Annotated in this window: 21 protein-coding genes and 1 riboswitch; of the genes, 10 read left to right on the top strand and 11 right to left on the bottom strand. The window is 69.6% G+C overall.

Features of this window, described 5'->3' with window-relative positions:
• Positions 1–125: 125 nt before the first annotated feature.
• Entirely contained in the window at positions 126–722 is a 597-nt protein-coding gene (pth, locus tag OG385_RS19910; RefSeq protein WP_266856203.1) for an aminoacyl-tRNA hydrolase, read from the top strand.
• 81 nt (positions 723–803) lie between these two features.
• Positions 804–1,268, top strand: coding sequence for a hypothetical protein (locus tag OG385_RS19905; protein ID WP_266856201.1), 465 nt, complete (start codon positions 804–806; stop codon positions 1,266–1,268).
• Positions 1,269–1,336: 68 nt separating this feature from the next.
• On the opposite strand, the gene ppc is transcribed toward OG385_RS19905, so the two are convergent.
• On the bottom strand, positions 1,337–4,072 hold the full coding sequence (gene ppc / locus OG385_RS19900) for a phosphoenolpyruvate carboxylase (RefSeq protein ID WP_266856199.1): 2,736 nt from the start codon (positions 4,070–4,072) through the stop codon (positions 1,337–1,339).
• Positions 4,073–4,317: 245 nt separating this feature from the next.
• Here ppc and OG385_RS19895 point away from each other — a divergent pair, with 245 nt between their 5' ends.
• The 3 genes from OG385_RS19895 to OG385_RS19885 all read left to right on the top strand — a co-directional run bounded on the left by OG385_RS19895 (position 4,318) and on the right by OG385_RS19885 (position 6,702).
• Positions 4,318–5,301 carry a fatty acid desaturase gene (locus OG385_RS19895; RefSeq protein WP_266856197.1) on the top strand — a complete coding sequence of 328 codons (984 nt, stop codon included), beginning with the start codon at positions 4,318–4,320 and terminating at the stop codon, positions 5,299–5,301.
• Entirely contained in the window at positions 5,298–5,987 is a 690-nt protein-coding gene (locus OG385_RS19890; protein WP_266856195.1) for a TetR/AcrR family transcriptional regulator, read from the top strand. The genes OG385_RS19895 and OG385_RS19890 overlap by 4 nt, the downstream gene beginning before the upstream one ends.
• A gap of 112 nt (positions 5,988–6,099) precedes the next feature.
• Positions 6,100–6,702: a Uma2 family endonuclease gene (locus tag OG385_RS19885; protein WP_266856193.1), complete on the top strand. Its 603-nt coding sequence runs from the start codon at positions 6,100–6,102 to the stop codon at positions 6,700–6,702.
• A gap of 88 nt (positions 6,703–6,790) precedes the next feature.
• Here OG385_RS19885 and OG385_RS19880 read toward each other — a convergent pair whose 3' ends face one another.
• The 6 genes from OG385_RS19880 to OG385_RS19855 form a co-directional block, all read right to left on the bottom strand.
• Positions 6,791–8,173 (bottom strand): L-serine ammonia-lyase, encoded by a 1,383-nt coding sequence (locus OG385_RS19880; protein ID WP_266856191.1) that lies wholly within the window; start codon positions 8,171–8,173, stop codon positions 6,791–6,793.
• Positions 8,174–8,267: 94 nt separating this feature from the next.
• Entirely contained in the window at positions 8,268–9,230 is a 963-nt protein-coding gene (gene lipA / locus OG385_RS19875; RefSeq protein WP_266856189.1) for a lipoyl synthase, read from the bottom strand.
• Position 9,231: 1 nt separating this feature from the next.
• On the bottom strand, positions 9,232–9,606 hold the full coding sequence (gene gcvH, locus OG385_RS19870; RefSeq protein ID WP_266856187.1) for a glycine cleavage system protein GcvH: 375 nt from the start codon (positions 9,604–9,606) through the stop codon (positions 9,232–9,234).
• Positions 9,603–10,430 carry a glycine cleavage system protein T gene (locus OG385_RS19865; RefSeq protein WP_266856185.1) on the bottom strand — a complete coding sequence of 276 codons (828 nt, stop codon included), beginning with the start codon at positions 10,428–10,430 and terminating at the stop codon, positions 9,603–9,605. The genes gcvH and OG385_RS19865 overlap by 4 nt, the downstream gene beginning before the upstream one ends.
• A gap of 27 nt (positions 10,431–10,457) precedes the next feature.
• Positions 10,458–13,319, bottom strand: a complete 2,862-nt coding sequence (gcvP, locus tag OG385_RS19860) for an aminomethyl-transferring glycine dehydrogenase (protein ID WP_266856183.1) — start codon at positions 13,317–13,319, stop codon at positions 10,458–10,460.
• A 151-nt stretch (positions 13,320–13,470) separates the two neighbouring features.
• Positions 13,471–13,566: riboswitch (glycine riboswitch) on the bottom strand.
• A gap of 279 nt (positions 13,567–13,845) precedes the next feature.
• On the bottom strand, positions 13,846–15,423 hold the full coding sequence (locus OG385_RS19855; RefSeq protein WP_266856181.1) for a PucR family transcriptional regulator ligand-binding domain-containing protein: 1,578 nt from the start codon (positions 15,421–15,423) through the stop codon (positions 13,846–13,848).
• A 300-nt stretch (positions 15,424–15,723) separates the two neighbouring features.
• On the opposite strand from OG385_RS19855, the gene OG385_RS19850 reads away from it, so the two are divergent.
• The 4 genes from OG385_RS19850 (at position 15,724) to speB (ending at position 21,078) form a co-directional block, all read left to right on the top strand.
• Positions 15,724–17,193, top strand: coding sequence for an aldehyde dehydrogenase family protein (locus OG385_RS19850; RefSeq protein ID WP_266856179.1), 1,470 nt, complete (start codon positions 15,724–15,726; stop codon positions 17,191–17,193).
• Positions 17,190–18,443, top strand: coding sequence for a D-arabinono-1,4-lactone oxidase (locus tag OG385_RS19845; protein ID WP_266856177.1), 1,254 nt, complete (start codon positions 17,190–17,192; stop codon positions 18,441–18,443). Before OG385_RS19850 ends, OG385_RS19845 begins: the two co-directional genes overlap by 4 nt.
• 118 nt (positions 18,444–18,561) lie before the next feature.
• Complete coding sequence (locus OG385_RS19840) at positions 18,562–20,025, top strand: cytosine permease (RefSeq protein WP_266856175.1); 1,464 nt, start codon at positions 18,562–18,564, stop codon at positions 20,023–20,025.
• A 69-nt stretch (positions 20,026–20,094) separates the two neighbouring features.
• Positions 20,095–21,078: an agmatinase gene (gene speB / locus OG385_RS19835; protein WP_266856173.1), complete on the top strand. Its 984-nt coding sequence runs from the start codon at positions 20,095–20,097 to the stop codon at positions 21,076–21,078.
• A 73-nt stretch (positions 21,079–21,151) separates the two neighbouring features.
• On the opposite strand, the gene OG385_RS19830 is transcribed toward speB, so the two are convergent.
• Together OG385_RS19830 and OG385_RS19825 are read right to left on the bottom strand one after the other, a co-directional pair.
• The gene (locus OG385_RS19830) at positions 21,152–21,514 is read right to left on the bottom strand and encodes a VOC family protein (protein WP_266856171.1); all 363 of its coding nucleotides are present in this window, start codon (positions 21,512–21,514) and stop codon (positions 21,152–21,154) included.
• Entirely contained in the window at positions 21,511–22,299 is a 789-nt protein-coding gene (locus OG385_RS19825) for a trans-aconitate 2-methyltransferase (protein WP_266856169.1), read from the bottom strand. The genes OG385_RS19830 and OG385_RS19825 overlap by 4 nt, the downstream gene beginning before the upstream one ends.
• 103 nt (positions 22,300–22,402) lie before the next feature.
• On the opposite strand from OG385_RS19825, the gene OG385_RS19820 reads away from it, so the two are divergent.
• Entirely contained in the window at positions 22,403–22,900 is a 498-nt protein-coding gene (locus OG385_RS19820) for a MarR family winged helix-turn-helix transcriptional regulator (RefSeq protein ID WP_266856167.1), read from the top strand.
• On the opposite strand, the gene OG385_RS19815 is transcribed toward OG385_RS19820, so the two are convergent.
• Positions 22,859–23,638 (bottom strand): response regulator transcription factor, encoded by a 780-nt coding sequence (locus OG385_RS19815; RefSeq protein WP_266856165.1) that lies wholly within the window; start codon positions 23,636–23,638, stop codon positions 22,859–22,861. The two genes, OG385_RS19820 and OG385_RS19815, sit on opposite strands and share 42 nt — an antisense overlap.
• 206 nt (positions 23,639–23,844) lie before the next feature.
• On the bottom strand, positions 23,845–24,885 hold the full coding sequence (locus tag OG385_RS19810; RefSeq protein ID WP_266856163.1) for a hypothetical protein: 1,041 nt from the start codon (positions 24,883–24,885) through the stop codon (positions 23,845–23,847).
• Positions 24,886–24,895: the final 10 nt, after the last annotated feature.

Genomic DNA, 24,895 nt, shown 5'->3' with positions numbered 1-24,895 from the left:
AGTCCCGGAGTGTGTCCGAAGCCGCCGTCCGTGCCGCAAGGTGCGGGCGGCGGCTGGCTGTTCACCGGCTTCACCGGCCTGCCGGCTCAACAGGTGGCCGGACACGTGCAGATGGAGACGTGCAGATGACGACGCCCGACCCGACCGCTCCCTGGCTCGTCGTGGGCCTCGGCAATCCAGGCCCCGACTATGCGGCCAACCGCCACAACGTGGGCTTCATGGTGGCCGATCTGCTCGCCGAGCGCATCGGGGGCCGGTTCAAGGCGCACAAGGCCCGCGCCCAGGTCGTGGAGGGCCGGCTGGGGCCGCCGGGGCCGGCCGGCCGGCGGGTGGTGCTGGCCAAGCCGATGTCGTACATGAATCTCTCGGGTGGCCCGGTCACGGCGCTGCGCGATTTCTACAAGGTGGGGACGGCGAACATCGTCGCCGTCCATGACGAGCTGGACATCGATTACGGGACGCTGCGGCTCAAGCTGGGTGGCGGGGACAACGGCCACAACGGTCTGAAGTCGATGACCAAGTCGCTGGGTCCGGACTACCACCGGGTCCGGTTCGGTATCGGCCGTCCGCCGGGCCGGATGCAGGTCGCCGACTTCGTGCTGAAGGACTTCTCGTCGGCCGAGCGCAAGGAGCTGGGGTACTTCGTGGACCGGGCGGCGGACGCGGTGGAAGCGCTGATCATCGAGGGCCTCGACCGGGCGCAGACCACGTACAACTCCTGAGGCTGCTCCTTGTGCGGCTGGTGCTGCCGGGTTCCCTGATGGGTTGACCTGGCGTGGTCCTATGGCCAAGGATCGCGCCCCATGAAGCGGAGTCGTGGCGTCCTGCTGTACGCGTGCCGGGCAGCGATGGGCTGTGTCGCGGTGCTGATCCTGGTGGCCGGTTTCTGGTCGTCGTGGGGGACGGCGCAGCATGTGATTCTTGCGAAGGGCCGTGACCACGGGACTCTGACGGTGGCCTCGTGTGCGGGTGACACGTGTTCGGGGCCGTTTGTGCCGGCGGCCGGTTCGGCTGCGCACAGCGGGCTGGTCATCGACAAGTCGACGGCGGCGGAGAAGGGCGAGCGGCTGCCGGTGGTGGTCCGTCCGGGCAGCCATGAGGCGATCAGGACGGGCTGGGCCGGGGGGCTGCACGCGTGGGTGCCGCTGGGCGGCGCGCTGCTGCTGGCGGCGCTGGTGATCGGGGGCGGGCTGCGGATGACACGTACGGCGTGGGCGGTGGGGGCGGCGGGCGCGGGGCTGCTGGTGGCGGCGTTCGTCGCGCTGTGAGCAGTCCCCGGGACCGGGGGGCCCGGCGCGACGTGCGCGCCCGGGCCCCCCGCCCCGGCCGGGGTGTGTCAGCCGGTGTTGCGCAGTCCCGCCGCGACGCCGTTCACGGTGAGCAGCAGGGCCCGTGCCAGTGTCGGGTCCGCCTCCTCGCCGCGTTCGGCCGCTGCCCGCTGGCGGGCGAGCAGGGAGACCTGGAGGTAGGAGATCGGGTCCAGGTAGGCGTCGCGGATGCCGAAGGTCTGCTGGAGCACCGGGTGTGAGTCGAGCAGCTTCTGGCCGCCGGTGATGCGCAGTACTTCCCGGACGGTCAGTTCGTGTTCGGCCTCGATGTCGGCGTAGACGTGCTTGAGTTCGTCGGGCACGAGGGTGTCGACGTAGTGCTTGGCGATCCGCAGGTCGGTCTTGGCGAGGGTCATCTCGACGTTGGAGATGAAGTTCCGGAAGAAGTGCCACTTTTCGTGCATTTCATCCAGGACGGTGTCGAGTCCGGTCTCGCGCAGCGCCTTGAGGCCGGAGCCGACGCCGTACCAGCCGGGCACGATCTGCCGGGACTGGGTCCAGCCGAAGACCCAGGGGATGGCGCGGAGGCCGTCGAGCGAGACGCCCGATCCCGGGCGACGGGAGGGCCGGGAGCCGAGGTGCATATCGGCGAGCTGGTCGACCGGCGTGGAGGCGAGGAAGTACGTCGGCAGGTCCGGGTCCTCGACCAGCTTGCGGTACGCGGCGTGCGCGGCGTCGGAGACGACGTCCATGGCGGCGTCCCAGCGGGCGAGTGATTCGTCGGACTGGCGGGGCGCGGTGTGCAGGGCGGATGCCTGGAGGGTGGCGGCGACGGTCAGTTCGAGGTTCTCGCGGGCAAGGGACGGCACGAGGTACTTGTCGGAGATGACCTCGCCCTGTTCGGTGACCTTGATCTCGCCTTCGAGGGTGCCCCAGGGCTGGGCGAGGATCGCGTCGTGGGAGGGGCCGCCGCCGCGGCCGACGGTGCCGCCGCGGCCGTGGAAGAGCCGCAGTCGTACGCCGTAGCGGTGGGCGACGTCGCGCAGCCGGCGCTGGGCGCGGTGGATCTCCCACTGGCTGGTGGTGATGCCGCCGAACTTGGAGGAGTCGGAGTAGCCGAGCATGACCTCCTGGACGTCGCCGCGCAGGGAGACGAGGCGCCGGTAGGAGGGGTCGGCGAGCATTTCGTCGAGGATGACGTCGGCTGCGCGCAGTTCGTCGGTGGTTTCCAGGAGCGGCACGATGCCGATCTTGGCCCAGCCGCCGTGCAGGTCGATGAGTCCGGCTTCGCGGGCGAGTACGGCGGCGGCGAAGACGTCGTCGGCGCCCTGGCACATCGAGATGATGTAGGACTCGATGACTTCGGGGCCGAAGCGTTCGAAGGCCTGCTTGATGGTGTGGAAGACGCCGAGTGTCTTCTCGCCTGCCGCGTCGAGCGGGGCGGGGCTGGGGGCGAGTGGGCGCCGGGACCTGAGTTCCTTGGCGAGGAGCTTCTGCCGGTATTCGCGGGGCATGTCGGCGTAGCGCCAGGATTCTTCGCCGAGCCGGTCGAAGAGCTGGCCGAGGGCGTGGTGGTGGGCGTCGGCGTGTTCGCGTACGTCCATGGTGGCGAGCTGGAGGCCGAACGCGGCGAGGGTGCGGATGGTGCGGTCCATCCGGCCGTCGGCGAAGAGTCCGCCGCGGTGGTCGCGGAGCGAGGCCTGGATGAGGGTGAGGTCGCTGAGGAGTTCGGCGGTGCCGAGGTAGTCGCGGCCGACGCGGTGCGGGGTGCCCTTGGCGAGGCGTTCGCGGGTGTTGACGAGCTTCTGCCGGATGCAGGTGGCCTTGAGCCGGTAGGGCTCTTCGGAGTTGAGGCGCTTGTAGCGGGGGCTGATCTCGGGGAGGCGTTCCAGGTCGAGCTGGAGGGAGTCGAGGAGTTCCTGGGTGGCGCCGGTGTAGCGGATGGAGTTGGAGAGCAGGCCGCGGAGGTAGTCGACGAGGTCGATGGCGTCGGTGATGCCGTGTTCGTGCTGGAGGATCAGCACGTCCCAGGTGACGGCGGGGGTGACGTTGGGGTTGCCGTCGCGGTCGCCGCCGATCCAGGTGCCGAAGCTCAGGGGGCGGGTGCCGGCGGGCAGTTCGACGCCGACGCGTTCGAGTTCGGCCGCGAGGTCCTCCAGGACGTCGCCGACGGCGCCTGCGTGGAGTTCGTCAAGGTAGTAGATCGCGTTGCGCGCTTCGTCCGCGGGTTCGGGCCGTACGACGCGCAGTTCGTCGGTCTGCCAGATGAGGTCGATGCTTTCGGCGAGCCGCAGGTCGTGGCGGCGCCGGTCGGCCTCGATGACGGGGGTTTCCAGGAGCTCGGCGATGCGGCGCAGCTTGTTGAGTACGGAGCGCCGTGCGGCTTCGGTGGGGTGCGCGGTGAAGACGGGCCGTACGTTGAGGTTGCGTACGGTCTCGCGCAGGTGGTCGGGGTCGGCGTCCTTGAGCCGGTCGGCGGTGCGGGCGAGGAGCCCGCCCTCGGCGGCCCGCACGGCGCGCATCTCGCGGCCGCGGTGCACCTGCTCGGTGACGTTCGCCAGGTGGAAGTAGGTGGAGAAGGCGCGCACCAGCTTGGCTGCGGTCTCCAGGCCGGTGTCTCCGAGCAGCTCGGCTGCTGCTTCGCCGTCCTCGCGGGTGAGGGCGCGGACGCGCTCGACCAGTTCGAGGAGTTCGGGGCCCTCCTGGCGTACGAGGGTCTCGCCCAGCAGATCACCGAGGCGGCGGATGTCGGCGCGCAGCTCGGGGCTGGCGGTCGGGGTGGAGTTCAGGTCGGCACTGCTCACAGGTGCGGCTCCTTGCAGTGTTGGCACGACTGGCAAAGGGGTCTGGGTGTCATTCCCAGAAGTCACAGAACGGACCGCGCTGTCCGACGACACGCACACAGGATAGGTGTCCGGTTGTCCGGCTCGCCGGGGCGTCCACAGCCCTCTTGCCGCGAGGCTGCTCGCTGACATACTTACGAGGCCGTAGGTTACGGAACCGTAGCCGGGCATCAGCCGCATTCCTCACCCCACGGGGGACGTCCCTTATGACCATTGGTCCCGATCTGATCGATGACGCCCAGACCCCGACCGGACCTGTAGTCCCCCGCGCGACGCTGGGCGGGGACAGCAAAGGCTCCGTCGAGCAGTTCGGTCTGCTGCTCTTCATCATCGTGCCGTTTCTCGCTCTGGTCGCGGCGGTGCCGCTGGCCTGGAGCTGGGGCGGTGTGAGCTGGCTCGATCTGGGTCTGCTCGTGGTGATGTATTACGTCGGTTGCCATGGCATCACGATCGGTTTCCACCGGTATTTCACGCATGGCGCCTTCAAGGCGAACCGTCCGCTGCGTCTCGTGCTGGCGATGATGGGTTCGCTGGCGGTCGAGGGGCCGCTGGTCCGCTGGGTGGCCGATCACCGCAAGCACCACAAGTTCTCCGACGCGGAGGGTGACCCGCACTCTCCGTGGCGTTACGGCGAGACCTTCCCTGCCCTGCTCAAGGGGTTGTGGTGGGCGCACATGGCCTGGATGTTCGACGAGGAGCAGACGCCACAGCACAAGTACGCCCCGGATCTGATCAAGGACCCGGCGATCCGCTGGATCTCGCGGAACTTCATCTACTGGACGGCTGTGTCGCTGGCGATTCCGCCGCTGGTGGGCGGTCTGGTGACGATGTCGTGGTGGGGCGCTTTCACGGCGTTCTTCTGGGGTTCGCTGGTCCGGGTGGCGCTGCTCCACCATGTGACCTGGTCGATCAACTCGATCTGTCACGCGGTGGGCAGGCGGCCGTTCAAGTCGCGTGACCGCTCGGGCAATGTGTGGTGGCTGGCGATCCTGTCCTGCGGGGAGTCCTGGCACAACCTGCACCACGCGGACCCGACGTCCGCCCGGCACGGTGTCCTGCGGGGCCAGCTGGATTCCAGTGCGCGTCTGATCCGCTGGTGCGAGCAGCTGGGCTGGGCGACCGATGTGCGCTGGCCGTCGGCTTCCCGTATCGATGCACGGCGTAAGAGCGCGCTCACAGAAACGGCATGATGACAGACGTGGCGATCGAAGGCAGCAGTACCAGCGGTGGCAAGAACCGCCCGCCCGCGGCCCGGCGTGCGCGCCGGGTCCGTATGACCGGGAAGGAACGCCGCGAGCAGCTGCTGGACATCGGCCGCACCCTCTTCGCCGCGAAGGGGTTCGAGGGCACGTCGGTGGAGGAGATCGCGGCGAAGGCCGGGGTCTCCAAGCCGGTGGTGTACGAGCACTTCGGCGGCAAGGAGGGCCTGTACGCGGTGGTGGTCGACCGGGAGATGCGTCAGCTGCTGGATCTGGTGACGGGTTCGCTGACGGCCGGCCATCCGCGTGAGCTGTGCGAGCAGGCGGCTTTCGCGCTGCTGGATTACATCGAGGAGTACACGGACGGTTTCCGCATCCTGGTGCGGGACTCGCCGGTGGCGCAGTCGACGGGGACGTTCGCGTCGCTGATCAGCGATATCGCCACCCAGGTGGAGGACATCCTGGGGATGGAGTTCAAGGCGCGCGGCTTCGACCCGAAGCTGGCGCCGCTGTACGCGCAGGCGCTGGTCGGCATGGTGGCGCTGACGGGCCAGTGGTGGCTGGACGTCCGCAAGCCGCCGAAGGCGGAGGTGGCGGCGCATCTGGTGAACCTGGCATGGCACGGTCTGGACGGCCTGGAGCCGAAGCCGCGGCTGATAGGCCACCGGAAGGGGTGACGGTTCCGGCCGTGGTGCGAAGGCCGTGGCGTCACCCGTTGTGATGACTCATGTGGTTTTCGGCCGCTCCCGTGGTGGCCATAGGCCGAGAATTCCGCCTATGGGAGGAACCATGACCGCCGAGCCGCTCGCCGGGCACAGCTTCCGCTGGCCCGTGCCGCCCCAGGACGGATACACCGTGGACGACCTGTTCACGCTGCCCGGCCTCCCGCCGCACACCGAGCTGCTCGACGGGAGCCTTGTTTTCGTGAGTCCACAGCGGATTTTCCACAGCCGCATGATCGATCTCCTGATGACCGGCCTGCGCAGCACAGTGCCCGGGCACCTGAAGGTCCGCCGGGAGATGACGGTCGTCCTGGACCGCCGCAATGGTCCCGAGCCCGATATCTCCGTCATCCGGGCCAGTGCAGTCACCGGTCCGGAGCAGACCAGCTTCGAAGCCGCGGATGTTCTGCTCGCAGTCGAGGTCGTCTCCCCCGACTCGGAGGCCCGTGACCGCGGCACGAAGCCGCGCAAGTACGCGGCCGCCGGCATCGAGCACTTCTGGCTGGTGGAGATGACCGGCGAGAGCCGGCATCCGGTGGTGCGGGTGTACGAGCTCGACCCGGTGACCAAGGCGTACGCGCTGACCGGTATTCACCACGACCAGCTCAAGCTCGGTGTCCCGTACGACCTGGGCATCGACATCACGACGGACGCTCTCACGCAGTTGTAGCCGCACAGCTGGCCAGCTGTGCCGGGGCAGTGGCATTCCGTTCGGCTGCACCGGACTACGCACCCCCCGCTGGCGCGGTCCGTGCGCGTCAGCAGTCGATGACGTTGACCGCGAGCCCGCCTCGCGCCGTCTCCTTGTACTTGATCTTCATGTCCGCGCCGGTCTCCTTCATGGTCTTGATGACCTTGTCGAGGGACACGTGGTGCCGGCCGTCGCCGCGCAGCGCCATCCGTGCGGCGGTGATCGCCTTGACCGCGGCCATTCCGTTCCGCTCGATGCAGGGGATCTGCACCAGACCGCCGACCGGGTCGCAGGTCAGCCCCAGGTTGTGCTCCATGCCGATCTCCGCGGCGTTCTCCACCTGCTCCGGGGAGCCGCCGAGCACCTCGGCCAGGGCGCCGGCGGCCATCGAGCAGGCTGAGCCGACCTCGCCCTGGCAGCCCACCTCGGCCCCGGAGATCGAGGCGTTCTCCTTGAACAGCAGGCCGATCGCCCCGGCCGCCAGCAGGAACCGCACGGTGCCGTCGTCGTCGGCGCCGGGCACGAAGGTGCGGTAGTAGTGCAGGACGGCCGGGATGATGCCGGCCGCGCCGTTGGTCGGGGCGGTGACGACCCGGCCGCCGGCGGCGTTCTCCTCATTGACCGCCATGGCGTACAGGGTGACCCACTCCATGGCCCGGCCGGCCGCGTCGCCCTCGGCGTGCAGCGCGCGGGCGGAGGTGGTCGCGCGGCGGCGGACCTTCAGCCCGCCGGGCAGGATGCCCTCGCGGGACAGGCCGCGTGCCACGCAGGCCTGCATGACGCGCCAGATCTCCAGCAGGCCGGTGCGGATCTCGTCCTCGGTGCGCCAGGCCTTCTCGTTCTCCAGCATCAGGGCGGAGATCGACAACCCGGTCTCGCGGGAGCGGCGCAGCAGTTCGTCGCCGGTGTGGAAGGGGTGCTTGAGCTCGGTGTCGTCGAGCTTGATCCGGTCTTCGCCGACCGCGTCCTCGTCGACGACGAAGCCGCCGCCGACCGAGTAGTAGGTCTTGTCGAGCAGCGGTGGCCCGCCGTGGTCGTGGGCGGAGAGGGTCATGCCGTTGGCGTGGTGGGGCAGGGAGCGGCGGCGGTGCAGCACCAGCTGGGTGTCGGGGTCGAAGGCGATCTCGTGGGCGTCGCCGAGGTCGGTGCCCAGCAGCCGCAGGCGCCGGGCGGTACGGATCCGGGTGACCTCATCGTCGGCGCTGTCCACGTCCACGGTGTGCGGCTCGTGGCCTTCCAGGCCCAGCAGTACGGCCTTGGGTGTGCCGTGGCCGTGGCCGGTGGCGCCGAGCGAGCCGAAGAGTTCCGCCCGCACCGAGGCCGTCTGCGCGAGCAGACCGTCCTCCTTCAGCCGGCCGACGAACATCCGGGCGGCCCGCATCGGGCCCACCGTGTGTGAGCTGGAGGGGCCGATGCCGATGGAGAAGAGATCGAAGACGGAGATGGGCATGGCGGTGCCTCCTGTGGAAGTGAAGGGTGGGCGGAGGGAAAGGGATGCAGGTGCGACGTGGGCGTGGCCCCCCGCGCAGCGTCGTCAGCGGTGTTCAGCCGGCCGGGTCCTGCCGGTGCTTCCTGTCGCGTGCTTGCCGGTAGAGCCGTCCGGCGCGGTAGGAGGAGCGGACCAGGGGGCCGGACATCACTCCGGCGAAGCCGGTCTCCTCGGCTTCTTCCCTGAGCTCGGCGAACTCCTCGGGCCTGACCCACCGCTCCACCGGGTGGTGCCGTACGGAGGGCCGCAGGTACTGGGTGATGGTGATCAGGTCGCATCCGGCGTCGTGCAGGTCCCGCAACGCGGTCGAGATCTCGTCCCGGGTCTCGCCCATGCCCAGGATCAGGTTCGACTTGGTGACCAGCCCGGACTCCCGTGCCGCGGTGAGCACACCGAGCGACCGGTCGTAGCGGAACGCGGGCCGGATCCGTTTGAAGATCCGTGGCACCGTCTCCACGTTGTGCGCCAGCACCTCCGGACGGGACTCGAAGACCTGGGTGAGCAGTTCGGGGACACCGTTGAAGTCCGGGACCAGGTTCTCCACCCCGGTGTCGGGGTTCAGTGCGCGGATCTGCCGGACCGTCTCGGCGTACAGCCAGGCACCCCCGTCGGGCAGGTCGTCGCGGGCCACCCCGGTGATGGTGGCGTACCTCAGCCCCATCGCGGCCACGGACTCCGCCACCCGGCGCGGCTCGTCCCGGTCCAGGGGCCGGGGCTTGCCGGTGTCGATCTGGCAGAAGTCGCAGCGCCGGGTGCACTGGTCGCCGCCGATGAGGAAGGTGGCCTCGCGGTCCTCCCAGCATTCGTAGATGTTGGGACAGCCCGCCTCCTGGCAGACCGTGTGCAGCCCATCGGACTCCACCAGGGCTCGCATCTTCGTGTACTCGGGGCCCATCCTGGCCCGGGTCCTGACCCACTCGGGCTTGCGCTCGACGGGGGTCCGGCTGTTCCGCACCTCAAGACGCAGCAGCCTGCGGCCGTCGGGGGAAGCGGGAGGGCCGAGGTCCGGTACGGACATCTCAGGCTCCTGCGGTGAGGGCCGCGTAGGCGGCGGCGTCCAGCAGGTCCGGCGAGCCGGTGATCCGCATCCGGAACAGCCAACCCGCCCCGAAAGGTGCGGCGTTGACCCGGCCGGGGTCGGCGACCGCGTCTTCGTTGATCTCGACGACCTCGCCGTCGGCCGGCGCGTACAGGTCGCTCACCGACTTGGTCGACTCGATCTCTCCGCACACGTCGCCGGCCTTGACCGTCGCGCCGACGGCGGGCAGGTCGAGGTAGACGACGTCGCCGAGCGCGTCGGCGGCGTGGGCGGTGACCCCGATGGTCGACAGGTCACCGTCGGTCGCGATCCACTCGTGGTCGCTGGTGTACATGAGGTCGGTGGGCAGGTTCATGGTTGTTCCCTCCGGAAATGGTCAGGCCCGGCGGCGGTGGAAGGGCGGCCGGTTCCTGGGTCGAACAGCGTGGTGCGGACGGTGAGTTCCCTGCCGTACAGCGGCAGGCCGGCCTCACGGCGCAGCGTGTCGCGGCAGGCCAGGCCGCACGGGACCAGGCCGTGTTCCGCGCCCGCCGCGCTGACGGCCCGCCAGAGGGGCACCGCGTCCTGGGGGCGGCAGTAGATCTCCAGGCCGTCCTCGCCGGTGCGGCCGGTGCGGGCGAGCAGCACGTCGTGGTCCGCCAGCCGTACCGGTCCGATCGCGTCGTACCGCAGCAACGGCACGTCGACGTCGGCCAGTTCGCTGACGATCTCCGGCGACTTCGGGCCCGGGACCGCGATCAGTGCCCAGTCGCCGGACGCGTCCCGGATCGTGGCGGCGTAGCCGTCGATCCGGTCACGCAGGCTGGAGAGCACGATCAGGGTGTTGGCGGCGTTGGCCACGACGAGGTATCGCTGCCCGGCCAGGCGGTGGACGAGGAGGTCGTCGAGTACTGCGCCGGTCTCGTGGACCAGCGTGGAGCTGCTGGTGCGGCCGACGGCGGTCTTCGACGGTTCCCCGGCCAGGGCGTGGTCGAGGGCCCGGCCCGCCTCGGGGCCGGACAGTTCGATCTCGCCCAGGTGGGTGAGGTCGAAGATTCCGGCGGTGGTCCGTACGGCGTGGTGCTCAGCCGGTCCGGAGGCGTAGCACAGCGGCATGGACCAGCCGGCGACGTCGGTGAACCGCGCACCGAGCTCCGTGTGGACGTCGTGCAGTGGTGACTTCTTGGACAGGGTGGACATGGTGGTTTCCCCTCGGACCGTGACCGGTCAGATCGACTCGAACGACTCGGGGGACGGGCAGGAACAGACCAGGTTCCGGTCGCCGTGTGCCTGGTCGATCCGGCCGACCGGCGGCCAGTACTTGTCCGGTGTGACGCCCGCCGGGAAGACGGCCCGTTCGCGCGAGTAGGCGTGGGTCCACCGACCGGCGAGCGCGGCCGCGGTGTGCGGTGCCTGTCGCAGGGGGGACCCGTCAAGGGTCCAGACGCCCTTGTCCACCAGGTCGGTCTCCGCGCGGATCGCGATCATCGCCTCGCAGAAGCGGTCCAGCTCCGCCAGGCTTTCGCTTTCCGTCGGCTCGACCATCAGCGTGCCGGCGACCGGGAAACTCATCGTCGGCGCGTGGAAGCCGTAGTCGATGAGCCGCTTGGCGATGTCGTCGACCGTCACACCCGTCGCAGCGGTGATCGGGCGTACGTCGAGGATGCACTCGTGAGCGACGAGGCCGTCCTCCCCCGCGTACAGGACGGGGAAGTGCTGCGCGAGCCGGCGGGCGACGTAGTTGGCGCTCAGCACGGCTGTCTGTGTCGCCCTGGTCAGCCCTTCCCCGCCCATCATCCGGATGTAGGCCCACGGGATCGGCAGGATGCCGGCGCTGCCGAACGGTGCGGCGCTCACCGGTCCGGTCCCGGCGCGGCTCCCGGTGTCGGGGTGCAGCCGGTGCGTGGGCAGGTACGGCGCGAGGTGCTCGGCCACCGCGACCGGGCCGACGCCTGGCCCGCCGCCGCCGTGCGGGATGCAGAACGTCTTGTGCAGGTTGAGGTGGGACACGTCGCCACCGAACTCACCGGGCTTGGCGACGCCGAGCAGCGCGTTGAGATTGGCCCCGTCGACGTACACCTGTCCGCCGTGCTCGTGCACCAGCTCGCACAGCCGGGTGATGCTCTCCTCGTAGACACCGTGCGTCGAGGGGTACGTCACCATGATCGCGGCCAGGGCTTCGGCGTGCTCGGCGCACTTCGCCTTGAGGTCGTCGAGGTCGACCGTGCCGTCGGGCCGTGATGCCACCACGACCACACGCATCCCGGCCATGACGGCGGACGCCGCGTTGGTGCCGTGGGCGCTTGCCGGTATCAGGCACACGTCGCGTCCGGCCTGACCGATGCTGCCGTGGTAGCCGCGGATCGCCAGCAGGCCCGCGAGTTCGCCCTGTGATCCGGCGTTCGGCTGGACGGAGACCTTGGCGTAGCCGGTGACCTCGGCCAGCCATGTCTCCAGCTGCGCGATCAGGGCCAGGTACCCGGCCGCGTCGGTGACCGGCGCGAACGGGTGCAGGTCCGCGAAGCCGGGCCAACTGACCGGTTCCATCTCTGTGGTCGCGTTGAGCTTCATCGTGCAGGACCCGAGCGGGATCATGCCGCGGTCCAGCGCGAAGTCGCGGCCGGAGAGCTTGCGCAGGTAGCGAAGCATCGCGGTTTCGGAACGGTGCTGGTGGAAGACGGGATGGGTGAGGAAGGGGGAGGTACGGCGCAGTCCCGGCGGAATCGTCACCGGAGCGTCGGCCGCCGGCTCCTCCTGGTCGCCCCCGGACCGGGCGAACGCATCGAGTACGAGGCGGACATGGTCCTCGGTCGTGACCTCGGAGCAGGAGACGCCGACGTGGTCGCCGTCCACCAGCCGCAGCCGCAGGCCCTTGCCGTGCGCAGCCGCGACGACCTCTTCGGCGCGGCCGTCGACCCGTACCAGCAGGGTGTCGAAGATCGCACGGTGCACCACCGTGATCCCGGCCGTCCGCAGGCCGGCGGCAATGAGCGTGGCGTGCCGGTGCGTTCGCCGGGCGATCTCGGCCAGGCCTTCGGGGCCGTGGTGGACGGCGTACATCGATGCGACCACGGCCAGCAGCACCTGCGCGGTACAGATGTTGGACGTCGCCTTGTCGCGCCGGATGTGCTGCTCTCGGGTCTGCAGGGCGAGGCGGTACGCCGGCCGGCCCGCGCTGTCCACGGACACGCCCACGAGCCGGCCGGGCACATGACGTTCCAGCCCTGCGCGGACGGCGATGTAGCCGGCGTGCGGCCCGCCGTAGAACAGCGGGACACCGAACCGCTGGGACGAGCCCACGGTGATGTCGGCGCCGAACTCACCCGGTGGCACGAGCAGGGTGAGCGCCAGCAGGTCGGCGGTCACGGTGACCAGCGCCCCGCGGGCCCGTGCCGCAGCGGTCACCTCGCGCAGGTCGCGGACGGCGCCCGAGCAGCCCGGGTAGGACAGCACCACTCCGAAGAAGTCCCCATCGGGCAGCGGCTCGTCGACATCGATCCCGACGACCTCGATGCCGACCGCGACGGCGCGCGTGCGCAGGACGTCGAGGGTCTGCGGCAGGGTGTCGCGGTCGACCAGGACGCGGGGGCGGCCTCCGCGTACGGCGCGGCGCATGACGGTGACGGCTTCGGCGACGGCGGTGCCTTCGTCGAGCAGCGACGCGTTGGCGGTCGGCAGCCCGGTGAGGTCGCCGACCATGGTCTGGAAGTTGATCAGCGCTTCGAGCCGCCCCTGGCTGATCTCCGGCTGGTACGGCGTGTAGGCGGTGTACCACGCCGGGTCCTCCAGCACGTTGCGCCGGATCACCGCGGGCGTAGTGGTCGCGTGGTAGCCGAGGCCGATCATCGGGACGGCCGCGGTGTTCCTGCTCGCCATCTCCTGCAGTTCGGCGCGTGCCTCCGCCTCGGTGGCGGCGGCGGGCAGGTTCAGTTCGGAGGTGTTCCGGATGCCGCCCGGAACGGCGGCGTCCATGAGGCCGGCCAGTGTCGGGTAACCGACTTCGGCCAGCATCTTGGCCTGGTCGGTTTCGCTGACACCGATGTGACGGGTGGCGAACTCTCCGGACGCGGAGGCACCGGGTGAGGTCATGGCGGGAGGCTCCCTCATGAGGGCACCGCGGAAGCGGCGCCGTGGATGGGTGACCTCCCCGCTCTGTCATCGGTACCTGAGAGCTTCACCGCCGGGTCGGGCGGTTTGCACCGTGGGCGCAGGACACGCGGTCCTGACTTTCCAGAGTTGCCTCACCGAAGCGGTAGTTGGGCCTGAGAGATTCTGGGGAAGGTTGCTCCTTCGGCGCCTCGCCAAGGATGGGCGAGGGCTCTCCCGCTTCGGTTCGAACGGCACGATGTGGAGTTGTCGGGCCTGACCGAAAGGTCAGGTGAAGTGAGGTGCGGTTTGCGGATGCGAGCACAGGGCCGGCGACGGGATCCTTCGTCACTTCTCATGTGCCGAACGGTCCTGAGAGCTTCGCCGCGATGCCGCGGCCCGCACCGTGGGTGAGACGCCTGAGCGTCTGCTCTTCCGGAGTCCGCCGGAGAGTTGCCGGCGGATGGCCGGATCTTGCGAGGAACATACGAGCTCGCAACGCGGCCGTCAAGTGCCCCCCGTTCCGGGATCATCGGTCGTCCCCGGCCCTGTCATCACTCCCCCGAGCGCGATGTGCGTTCCTGCCGGTGCCTGCCGGTTCAGCGGCGCCCGGCAGCATCGAACGCGCTTGCAGGGCAAGCCACAGCTCGGCGATGTCCCGGGTGCGGTCGAGGTTGAGCCCGGTGATGTCTTCGACCTTGCGGATCCGGTAGAGCACTGTCTGCCGGTGCACATGCAAGGCATTCGCCGTCTTCTGCCAGGAGCGCTGATGGTCGAAGAAACTCTCCAGGGTGGGCAGGAGCTCACCCCGGTGCTTGGACTCATGCTCCAGGAGCCGCCCGAGTACACGGTCGACGAGTGCCATCGCGTCGTCGATGCCGGAAACACCGAGGAACGGCGTGGCCTCCCCGTAGCGGAAGGTAGGCGTCTTGTTGTGCTCGGCCGACTGGCTCGCCCAGCGTGCCTCCCGTGCCGCCTCGGGGATGCGGTCCATGGTCTTGACCGGGCTGCTCACCCCCACCGACGCGGAGGGGCCGACGTGGGAATGGACGATGCGCAGCACCCTCTCCTTGTCGTGCGCCAGCAGGTAGAGCACCCCGGAGCGGTGCACGACCAGATGCGGAATCCCGTTGCGCCACAGAGCGACGTGCACTTCACGCAGCCGGGCGCTGTCGTCGGATGAGACGGCGTACAGGACCGCGGACGCCGGATCGATCCCGGCTTCGAGGAGTTGGCTGCGGCCGCCCCTGGGCTCGGCGCTGCCGTCGATGAGCCGGGCCAGGAACTCGGCACCTTGCCGGCGGCGGTGCTCCAGGTCCACCAGGGCCTGGGACATCTCCAGGGCGATCACGGTCGCGGCGTGCTGCATGAGGATGGCGTCGAGCACGCTCTGCCCGTCGGAGACCAGGACGAGCACGGCACCGGGCTGGGTGGGAATGTCCGCCAGCCGCATCTCCCGGCCGTCGCCCAGATACGTGACGAACGCCCCGGCGCTGACCTGCCGGGACCCGAGGTGGGCCTGCGACAGGGCCTGGCGAAGCCTCTCGTCGAGTCCGGGGCTGTCGGGAAACCACGGTTCGGCGGACTCGCGGTGGCACACATGCAGCGCACAGCCCAGCTGCTGCGACAACGCGGTGGCCAGCTGGGACGGCTTACGTTTTTCGGTGACCGCGCGTTGCAGTGCGTAATATATTCGCTCGGTCCGGATCAGCCGGTCCGACTGTTCCAGCAGGTTGGCGGCTGCCACCGCGCGGGAAATCGCGATGAACGGCATCGGATAGTCCACCAGGAGCACCGGGAGCGAGAGTGACTCGCTGACCTCGGTGAACCGCGCGGTGAGCGGTGGGCAGTACATCTTCTCGCCGATGGCGAGAGCGCTGGCGCCCGCTCCCATCAGCCGCCTCAGGAGTTCCTCCTGCTCGCCGGCCGTCTTCGGAAACGACATGCCGTTGGTCATCAGCAGCTCCCCGCCGGTCAGCCACTGCCACGGCTCAGGCAGGTCGGAGGTGTGCGTCCAGCTGACCTCCCGTTGCAGCCCGTCCCGGCCGGACAGGAGACGGAGCCGCAGGTGCGGCATCTCCAGCAGTTCTGCAACGGTGATCGTCATGCCAGGACGGTAGTTCACGCGGCGATCGTTATCACCTATTTGTACAGAAGTGGCAGCCGCAGCCAGTCCACAGGACTGTGCGTCTGCACAAATCCGATGTCATCGCTTTGACGGATTGAGCAGAGCTCATGAGCGCGGTGGCGCGCACCATCGTGGGCAAGGCCTCACCTGCCGGGTGGGGTCAGCACCTGCAGAAAGGCTTCGTCCATGTCTCTGGCTCTGCACACCACGAATGGGACTCATCTGGTCCGTCCCTCACCGGACGCTCCGGCGCTGGTTCCCACGGAGCTGCTTGCACCCATGAAGCACTTCATCAACGGTGTCTCCACCTCGGGGGCGAGTGTCGATGCCATCCCGGTGTACAACCCCGCCACCGGCTGCCGGATCAGCCAAGTCCTCCGGGGCACCGCGGAGGACGTCGACGCCGCCGTGCAAGCGGCCCAGGCCGCCTTCCTCACCTGGCGGGCTCAGACCCCCAAGGACCGGGCAGGTCTCCTGCTCAAGGCCGCGTCGGTGATGGAGGCACACCGGGAGGAGCTCGCTGCCCTTGAGTCGGTGAACACCGGCAAGCCGCTGTGGCTCGCGCGCGAGGACGTCGACGGGTCGATCGACACCATGCAGTTCATGGCGGGCGCCGTCCGTGCGCAGCTCAGCCTCAGCGCCGGTGAGTACGCCGAGGGCCGGACGTCGATGATCGTCCGCGAGCCGGTGGGGGTGGTCGCCGCCATCACGCCCTGGAACTACCCGTTGCTGACCGGGCTCTGGAAGATCGCGCCGATCCTGGCGGCCGGCAACACCTGTGTGCTCAAGCCGTCCGAGGCCACGCCCCTGACCTCGCTCCGTCTCGCCGGACTCCTCGCCGACGTACTACCGCCGGGAGTGCTCAACGTCGTCACGGGCGAAGGGGCTGTCGTGGGTGAGGCGCTGGCCAGGCACCCCCAGGTCGCGATGATCTCGGTCACCGGCTCGGTGCGCAGCGGCCAGGCCGTCGCACGGGCGGCTTCCGACTCGGTGAAGCGGGTGCACCTGGAGCTCGGCGGCAAGGCCGCGGTCGTGGTCTTCCCCGATGCCGACATCGCGGCTGTTGCCGAGACCCTGCGCTTCGCCGGTTTCGGCAACAGCGGCCAGGACTGTGGCGCCGCCTGCCGCGTTCTGGTCCATGAGTCGGTGGCGGCCGACTTCGTCGACGCGCTCGTCGAACGGGCCGGGACGCTCGTGGTGGGTGACCCCGCCGCCGGCGACCAGGTGGAGATGGGCCCCGTCGTGTCCGAGGCGCACCACCGGACCGTTGCCGGGTTCGTGGAGCGCGCGGTCGCGGAAGGCGCGCGTGCGGCGATCGGCGGCCACGCCCCCGAGGGGCCCGGATGGTTCTTTCCTCCGACGGTTCTCGTGGACGTGCCGGCCGGCGCCGAGTGCACGAAGGAGGAGATCTTCGGTCCCGTCGTCACCGTCGAGACGTTCACCGATGAGCAGGCCGCGGTCACGGCGGCCAATGCGACGCCGTACGGCCTGTCGGCATCGGTGTGGACGGAGAACGCGCGACGCGCCGCCGACCTGCCGCGGCAGCTCGACTTCGGCACGGTGTGGGTCAACGACCATCTGACGTTCGCGACCGAGATGCCCTGGGGCGGCTTCAAGGCGTCGGGCTACGGCCGGGACCTGTCGGCCTACGCACTCGACGACTACTCCCGCACCAAGCACGTGATGGTGAACCGGTCACGCCCGGAAGCCCCGGCGGCCGATGGACGCGAAGGGGCCGACGCACGATGAGCGGCATCCGCACCGGCCTCAAGCGCGGAATCGTCTGGCAGAACTGGGGAGAGAACCAGGTCTTCAGCCCGGCCCAGTACGCCGAGCCGTCGAACGAGGCCGAGTTGCTGGCTGTCGTACGCCGGGCGATCGCCGAGGGGCTCAGTGTCCGGGTCGCCGGCACCGGGCACTCAAGTACACCGCTGGTGCAGACCGGCGGCCTGCTGCTGAGCCTCAAGCATCTCTCCGGCGTGACCGGCACGGATGTGACCCGGCGGCGGGCCCGGGCCCTGGCCGGTACTCCGATCAGTGCCTTCGGCGATGCGCTCTGGGAGGCCGGACTGGCACTGTCCAACCAGGGGGACATCGACAAGCAGACCATCGCCGGTGCGATCGCCACCGGCACCCACGGCTCGGGGTCCGGTCTCGCGAGTTTCTCGGCAGCGGTCCGCTATGTCCGGCTCATCGACGGGAACGGCGATGTGGTGGAGATCGGTGAGGACGACCTCGACGTGCTCCGCGCCGCACAGGTGTCGCTGGGCTCGCTGGGCGTCGTCATCGAGGTGGAGCTCGAAGTGTCGCCCAAGTACCACCTGCGCGAGACGATCACCTACCCGCACGTCGACGAGCTGATCAGCGGCTGGGACGTCAACCCTGACGCCCACCGGCACTTCTCGTTCCTGTGGTGCCCGACGGACGGAGGAGCCGAGCTCTTCGAGCTGCCCACGCCGGCCGGCCGGCCCATGGCGGACCGCGCGTACACCAAGGTGTACGACCTCGCGGAGATCCGTGAGCCGGAGGGCATCGACACCACCGAGGGCCACCGTGCCGACCGGTCCTACCGGATCTACCCCGACGGCTTCGGGCGCATCTTCAACGAGCTGGAGTACTTCGTACCTCGTGAGCAGGGGCTCGACGCCTTCCGCGAGATCCGCGAACTCATCCACCGGAAGTACCCGAACGAGACCTACCCCGTCGAGGTGCGCTGGGTGGCCGCCGACGACGCCTACCTCTCGCAGCAGTACAAGCGGGACAACACGGTGATCACCATCACCGTCACGGCAGGCACCGACTACTGGGGTTACCTCTCCGACGTCGATGCCGTCCTGCAGCCGTACAACGCCCGTCCCCACTGGGGAAAGCTGCATTTCACGACCCGGGCTCGTATGGAGCAGATGTTTCCCGAGCTCGACAGATTCATCGGTATCCGCAAGCAGTTCGACCCCAGGGGTCTCTTTCTCAACGATCACCTGCGCCCGCTGCTCGGGTGATCCGCACCGCGCGCACACCGGGATCCCTGGTCATGGCTCACGTCAACGGCCGCTCCCCACACCGGTTTTCGGCAGCTGCGCCGGCAGGTCATGGACCTTGCTTCGGAAGGACAGAGCAATGAGCGGGACATCTGAACCTCGCAGTGGGACATCTGAACCTCACCACGACTCGGCGAAGACCATTGAGTCGGCAACCATCCAGCCGATCCCTGACAGCGAGCGCCACGGCACGAACCGCGACCTGTTCACGATCTGGTTCGGATCGAACATCATGGTGCTGTCCATCGTCACCGGTGGACTGTCGACCACGCTCTTCGGTCAGCCGCTCTGGACCGCGGTGCTGGGTGTCGTCGTCGGGAACCTGATCGGCGCGGTCTTCATGGCGCTGCACTCCGCACAGGGCCCGACCCTCGGCATCCCGCAAATGGTGCAGACCCGAGGCCAGTTCGGCTCCTACGGGTCCGTGCTGATCATCCTGGTCGTCATCGTGATGTACATCGGCTGGTTCGTGGCGAACCTGGTGTTCGGCGGGCAGTCTCTGGCGACCATCACGCCGATCAGTACCAAGGGCGGCATCACCATCATCGCGGTCGCGAGCCTGATCGCGACCATCTACGGCTACCGGCTCATCCACGCCTACACCCGGATCATGACCTACCTTTCGGGAGCGATGCTGGCACTCGCCTTTGTGTGGGTCCTGTTCGTGCACCCGCTGCCGCACGACTTCTTCGGTACCGGCGGCGCCACACTCGCAGGGTTCATGGGCACGGTGTCGGCAGCCGCCGTGTGGCAGATCGCGTACGCGCCGTACGTCTCGGACTACTCGCGCTACATGCCGGCCGGCACCGGCGCGAAGCCGGCCTTCTGGATGAGTTACTGGGGCAGCACCATCGGCTCCATCCTGCCGATGCTGCTCGGTGCATCCGTCGGTCTTGCGCTGCCCGGTGCGGATGTGATCGCGGGTCTCACGAAGCTCACCGGCGTCTTCGCCGTCCCGATCGTTGTCGTCTTCACCGTGGGGATCGCGGCGACCAACGCCATGAATCTCTACTGCAGCACCCTGTCGACGATCACCGTCGCGCAGACCTTCGCTCCCCGCTGGTCCGCCCGGGCTCGCGAGCGCGCCGTGGTGGCCGCGGTGCTCTGCGGGATCGCGCTGGCCATCGCCCTCCTCGGCGAGAAGGGCTTCCTGGCGAGCTACAACAACTTCATCGTCCTGCTGCTCAGCGCCCTGGTCCCGTGGACCGCGGTGAACCTCGTCGACTACTACCTGGTGCGCCACGGCGACTACGTGGTCGAGGACTTCTTCAAGGCCGACGGCGGCCGCTACGGCCGGATCAACTGGCCGGCGGTCCTGTGTTACCTCGTCGGCGCCGCGGTGCAGGTGCCGTTCCTCGTCACGACCATCTACACGGGTCCCCTCGGCGCGAAGCTCGGCGGTGTCGACATCTCGTGGTGCGTCGGCCTGGTCGTCGCGTCACCCGTCTACTACCTCGTGATGAAGCGGTACCAGGCCAGGAAATCGGCGGTGGAGGACCCTCCCGCCTTCGACACCGACGTGGAACTGGCGGCGCTCGACTAGGGCCTGTCCGGCCGATCCTCATGGGCCCGCAGCAGCACACCCACCCCCAGCACGACAGGAGAAGACAGCATGACCGACTTCACCCCCATGGGCGCGCTCGACGCCACCCAGGTGCCCCGGTTCGCGGGTCGTGGAACCTTCGCCCGCGTCCCGGAGATCAGGGACGTCTCCGACTACGACATCGCGCTGTTGGGCGTCCCGTTCGACGGCGGTACGTCGTACCGCCCCGGTGCCCGCTTCGGTCCGATGGGGATCCGTCAGGCGTCACGGCACCTTCGGCCGCGGTTCCACGTCGACCTCGATGTCGCCCCGCTGGAGCAGGTCCAGGTCGTCGATGCGGGTGATGTGCCGTGCACCCCGTACGACACCACCTCCGCGCTCCGCTCGATCGAGGGCTTCGCCCGTGACGTCGCCGGGAACAGGAACCGGCGCATCGTGGCGCTCGGCGGGGACCACACGGTGGCTCTGCCGCTGCTCCGGGCGGCCCACCAGCAGCACGGACCGATCGCCCTGGTCCACTTCGACGCGCACCTCGACACCTGGGACACCTATTTCGACGCTCCCACGACGCACGGCACCGTGTTCCGTCGCGCCGCCGAGGAGGGCCTGCTCGCCCAGGACAAGTCGATCCACCTCGGCATCCGCGGGCCCATCTACGACCGGCTCGACCTCGTCGAGGACGCCAAGCTCGGGTTCCGGGTGATCCGCGCCGGTGATCTCGACGTGCTCGGCATCGACGGAGCGGCGGACGCGGTGCGCCGGCGGGTGGGCGATGCCCCGGTCTACGTGTCGGTCGACATCGACGTGCTCGACCCCGCGTTCGCGCCGGGCACGGGCACACCGGAGATGGGCGGCTTCACCGGCCGCGAACTGCTGCACCTCCTGCGCCGGTTGCAGGGACTGAACATGATCGGAGGCGACGTGGTCGAGACCGCGCCGGCCTACGACCATGCCGAGATCACGTGCCTGGCGGCAGCCACGGTGGCCTTCGACCTGGTGACCCTCATGTCGAAGACCCACTCCGGTCCCACGCCGGGCGGCGCCGGCCAGTGAGCGGCTCAGGGCACTGAGCTGCCCGGCCGTCCGGGCAGCCGGGCAGCCGGGCAGCCGGGCCGGGGCGGCCGGGTCAGGCCACCGGCTCCAGGAACTCGATCCTGTTTCCCGCCGGGTCCCACGAGTAGAACCGGCGGTGGCCCGGCAGGCCGGTGTCCCAGGTGATCTTCGCGCCCCGGGATTCCAGCAACTGCCCGTACGCCTCGATACCGGTGACGCGCAGCGCCGGGTGCGCCTTCGCCGAGGGGCGGTGGCCCTCTTCCATACCGAGGTGCAGCTGGACCTGGCCCGACTGGAACCAGCAGCCTCCCCGGGCAGCGAGCACCGGGGGCTTGGGGATCTCCGTCATGCCGAGCACTCCTGTGTAGTACGCGCGGAGTTCGTCCTCCGTACCGGGCGGGGCGCCCAGCTGTACGTGGTCGAGAGCAGTGATCACTGGTTCCCCCTGCGGGCGACGGCGAAGATGCGGCGGAACGGGAAGACCGTGCCGTGCGGGCCCGGCGGGTACGCCTCGCGGAGCAGGTCGCGGTATTCGGTGAGGAAGGCCGCCGCGGCCTCCTCGTCCTCGGCGAGCGCGGTGAGGACCGGGCGCAGGGCGGTGCCCTTGACCCAGTCGAGGACCGGGTCGTCGCCGGTGAGGAGCTGGAGGTAGGCGGTCTCCCAGACGTCCGCGGTGCAGCCGAGGTCCGTGAGGCGGGAGAGGTATCCGGCGGGTTCCAGGACGGCTCCGGCGCGGTCGCCGACGCCGGAGAGCCGGGACTTCCAGCGCGGGGATTCGCGCAGCGCGGCGAGGAGGGTGTGGCTGGGGGCGGTGAAGTTGCCGGGCACCTGGAAGGCGAAGGTGCCGCCGGGGGCGAGGCCGTCCAGCCAGTCGGCGAAGCGGTCCGCGTGGCCGGGGACCCACTGGAGCAGGGCGTTGGAGACGAGCAGGTCGTACGGGACCGCGGGGGTCCAGGTGGCGGCGTCGGCGTGGGCGAAGCCGAGCCCGGGCCCCGCGTACCGCTGGGCCTGTTCCAGCATCTGCGGGGAGTTGTCGAAGCCGGTGATCCGGGCGTCCGGCCAGCGGTCGGCGAGCAGGGCGGTGACGTTCCCGGCGCCGCAGCCGAGGTCGGCGATGGTGGCCGGGGTGCCGGGGATGCGGCTGAGGAGGTCGTGGAAGGGGCGGGTGCGGTGGTCCGCGTGGCGCAGGTACTGCTGCGGATCCCAGGTGGGTGCGGTCATGGAACCAGCATTCCCCCGAAAATCTCTTGATGTCAAGATAGTTGTTCCCGAGATAGTTGATACCAAGAGACTTCATGTCGACAGACCCTCTACACTGATCCACATGGAGGATGAGGTCGACCGGCTGGTAGCTGCGTGGCGCCGTGAGCGCCCCGACCTCGACGTGGAACCACTTGAGGTCCTCAGCCGGGTGTCCAGGCTGGCACGCCACCTCGACCGCGCCCGCCGGCTCGCGTTCTCCGAGCACAGCCTGGAGCCGTGGGAGTTCGACGTCCTGACATCACTGCGCCGCGCGGGCGACCCGTACCAGCTCTCCCCCGGGCAGCTGCTGACCCAGACCCTGGTCACGTCGGGCACCATGACCAACCGCATCGACCGGCTCGCCACCAAGGGCCTCGTCGAGCGGCTGCCCGACCCCAGCGACCGGCGCGGGGTACTGGTCCGGCTCACCGCCGAGGGGCGCGACCGGGCCGACCAGGCACTGGCCGGACTGCTCGCCCAGGAGCGCGCCCTGCTCGCCGAGCTCTCCCGCACCCAGCGAGGTGAACTGGCCAGCCTGCTACGCCAGTTGACTGCCCCGTTCGACAACATCCCCGGTTAGGGGCTGTACCGGATCGGCAGGCCCCACGCCCGCCCGTCTCGCCAGGGCGACCGCGGCCAGTGTGGAGTGCACACCCAGCTTCCCCAGCACGTTCTGCATATGGGTACGGACGGTGTGCGGGGAGAGGAAGAGCCGCTCCGCCACCGCCTTGCGCCCCAGGCCCGCGACCATGCACCGCAGCACCTCGCGCTCCCTGGGCGTCAGCGCCTCGACCAGCACCTCACCCTCGGAGCGGTGCCGGTGGGCCGCGGTCAGCTCCCGTACGACACCGGTGAGCAGGGCGGGCGGCAGATGGGTCTCGTCCCGCAGGACACCCCGGACCACCGCGAGCAGGCGCTGCAGCGAACAGTCCTTGGCGACCCACCCCGAAGCCCCGGTCCGCAGGGCCAGCGCGGCCCGGCGCGGGTCGTCCCGCACCGCGAGGACGACGGTGCGCAGCGCGGGCCGGGCCGCGCGCACCGCGGCGGCCAGCGAGATGCCGTCCGCCGGGGCGCTCTCCCCTGCGGCGGGGACGACCGCCGGGCGGGCGCCCCACCCCGCGGTGACCCCGAGGTCGGCGTCGACGAGCAGCACGTCGAAGGCGCGCCCGTCCGCCGCGGCCCGGTCCAGGCAGCGCAGCGCGGCCGGTCCGCTGCCCGCGGCGGTGACCTCCACGTCGGGTTCGGCGGCGAGGGCCGCGGCGAGCGATTCGGCGAAGATGCGGTGGTCGTCGACGACGAGAACACGGATATGACCCATAGGTACCCCCACGCCCGCGCACCGGCCCCCACCGGTGACTCTGATTCAGCGTACGGGCGTACATCGGGCGCGTCCGGTGATTGGCGAACACCGGTGGGTGACGGGCGCCAGTGGGTGACGGGTATTGGTGGCCGCGTACCTCAGGACTTCCGGCCCGGCTCCCTCTGCCAGCTCGATCCGTGATGGATCGCGGTCGGGCGGCCGTGTCAGGGCGTGATGAGGATTCCGACGCTGGAGCCGCCGACGGTCGCGCTCGCGGTGATCTGGCCCGACGCGCTGACGCCTGTGCCGTTGTCGACCGTCATGCCGGCAGTGGCGGCGAGAGTGGTGAGATCGACCAGGCCGCTGGTGTTGTTCTCCGTGAAGCCCACGGCGGGGCTGCCGATGGACCCCACGATGTCGTCGTTGGGACCCACATCGGATCCTGCGCTGTCGCTGGGGATCACCGGCGCGGGAGGCGACCCGCTGAAGAACCGGGTTACGCCGGTGAGCCCGCCTCCACCGTCCGAGGTTCCGATGATCGTGCCGTTGTCGTTGATCCCGAACGCGCTGCTGTTGCCGAGGAAGCTGCCCGGATTGGCGGGGTCGGGGAGCAGAGTACCGAGATCCGCCAGGAAGCCCGATCCCGCCGTGCTGAGGAAGGCGCGCTCGACCGGGGTTCCGCTCGTGTCCAGGGAGTTGCTGACGCCCACGACGTCACCTTGGCTGTTGATGCTCGTGGCCCGGCTCGTATCGGTCGTTCCGGACGCCCCGGCAAGGACCAGGGCGCCCAGATCAGTCATGGACGCCGTTGTGGGATCGAAGAGGAAGGCGTGCTCTGCACCCGTCGCGGAATCCGAAGCCCCCACGATCTGGCCGTTGTCGTTGATGTGGAGAGCTCGGCTGTTTCCGACGAAGAACCCGGGATTGCCGGGGTCGGGAATGAGGGTCCCCAAGTCCTGGATCCCCGCCGAGGTCCACAGGACAGCGCGGGTGACCGGGTTTCCGGAGGCGTCGAGCCCTTCGGACTCTCCGCAGATCACCCCGTTGGCGTTGATCGAGCGGGCCCGCGCCTTCCCGGGCGCACCTACTGTCGGCAGCGCCGGCAGCTGGGTCGGTGTTCCGGTCGTGCCGTTGGGCTGGGTGGGGTTCCAGACGTAGGCGAAGACGGTGTCTTCCTGGCCCACGACGGAACCTGTGGCGTTCAGGCCGTTGGCTTCGCTCATTCCGGTGACGGTTGCGGCGACCAAAGTGGTGACAGTGGCCATGGCTGTTCTC

Origin of the sequence: Streptomyces sp. NBC_01306 (genome assembly GCF_026340465.1) — a bacterium.
Lineage (GTDB): Bacteria > Actinomycetota > Actinomycetes > Streptomycetales > Streptomycetaceae > Streptomyces.
This window is presented reverse-complemented; position numbering and strand designations above follow the sequence as displayed.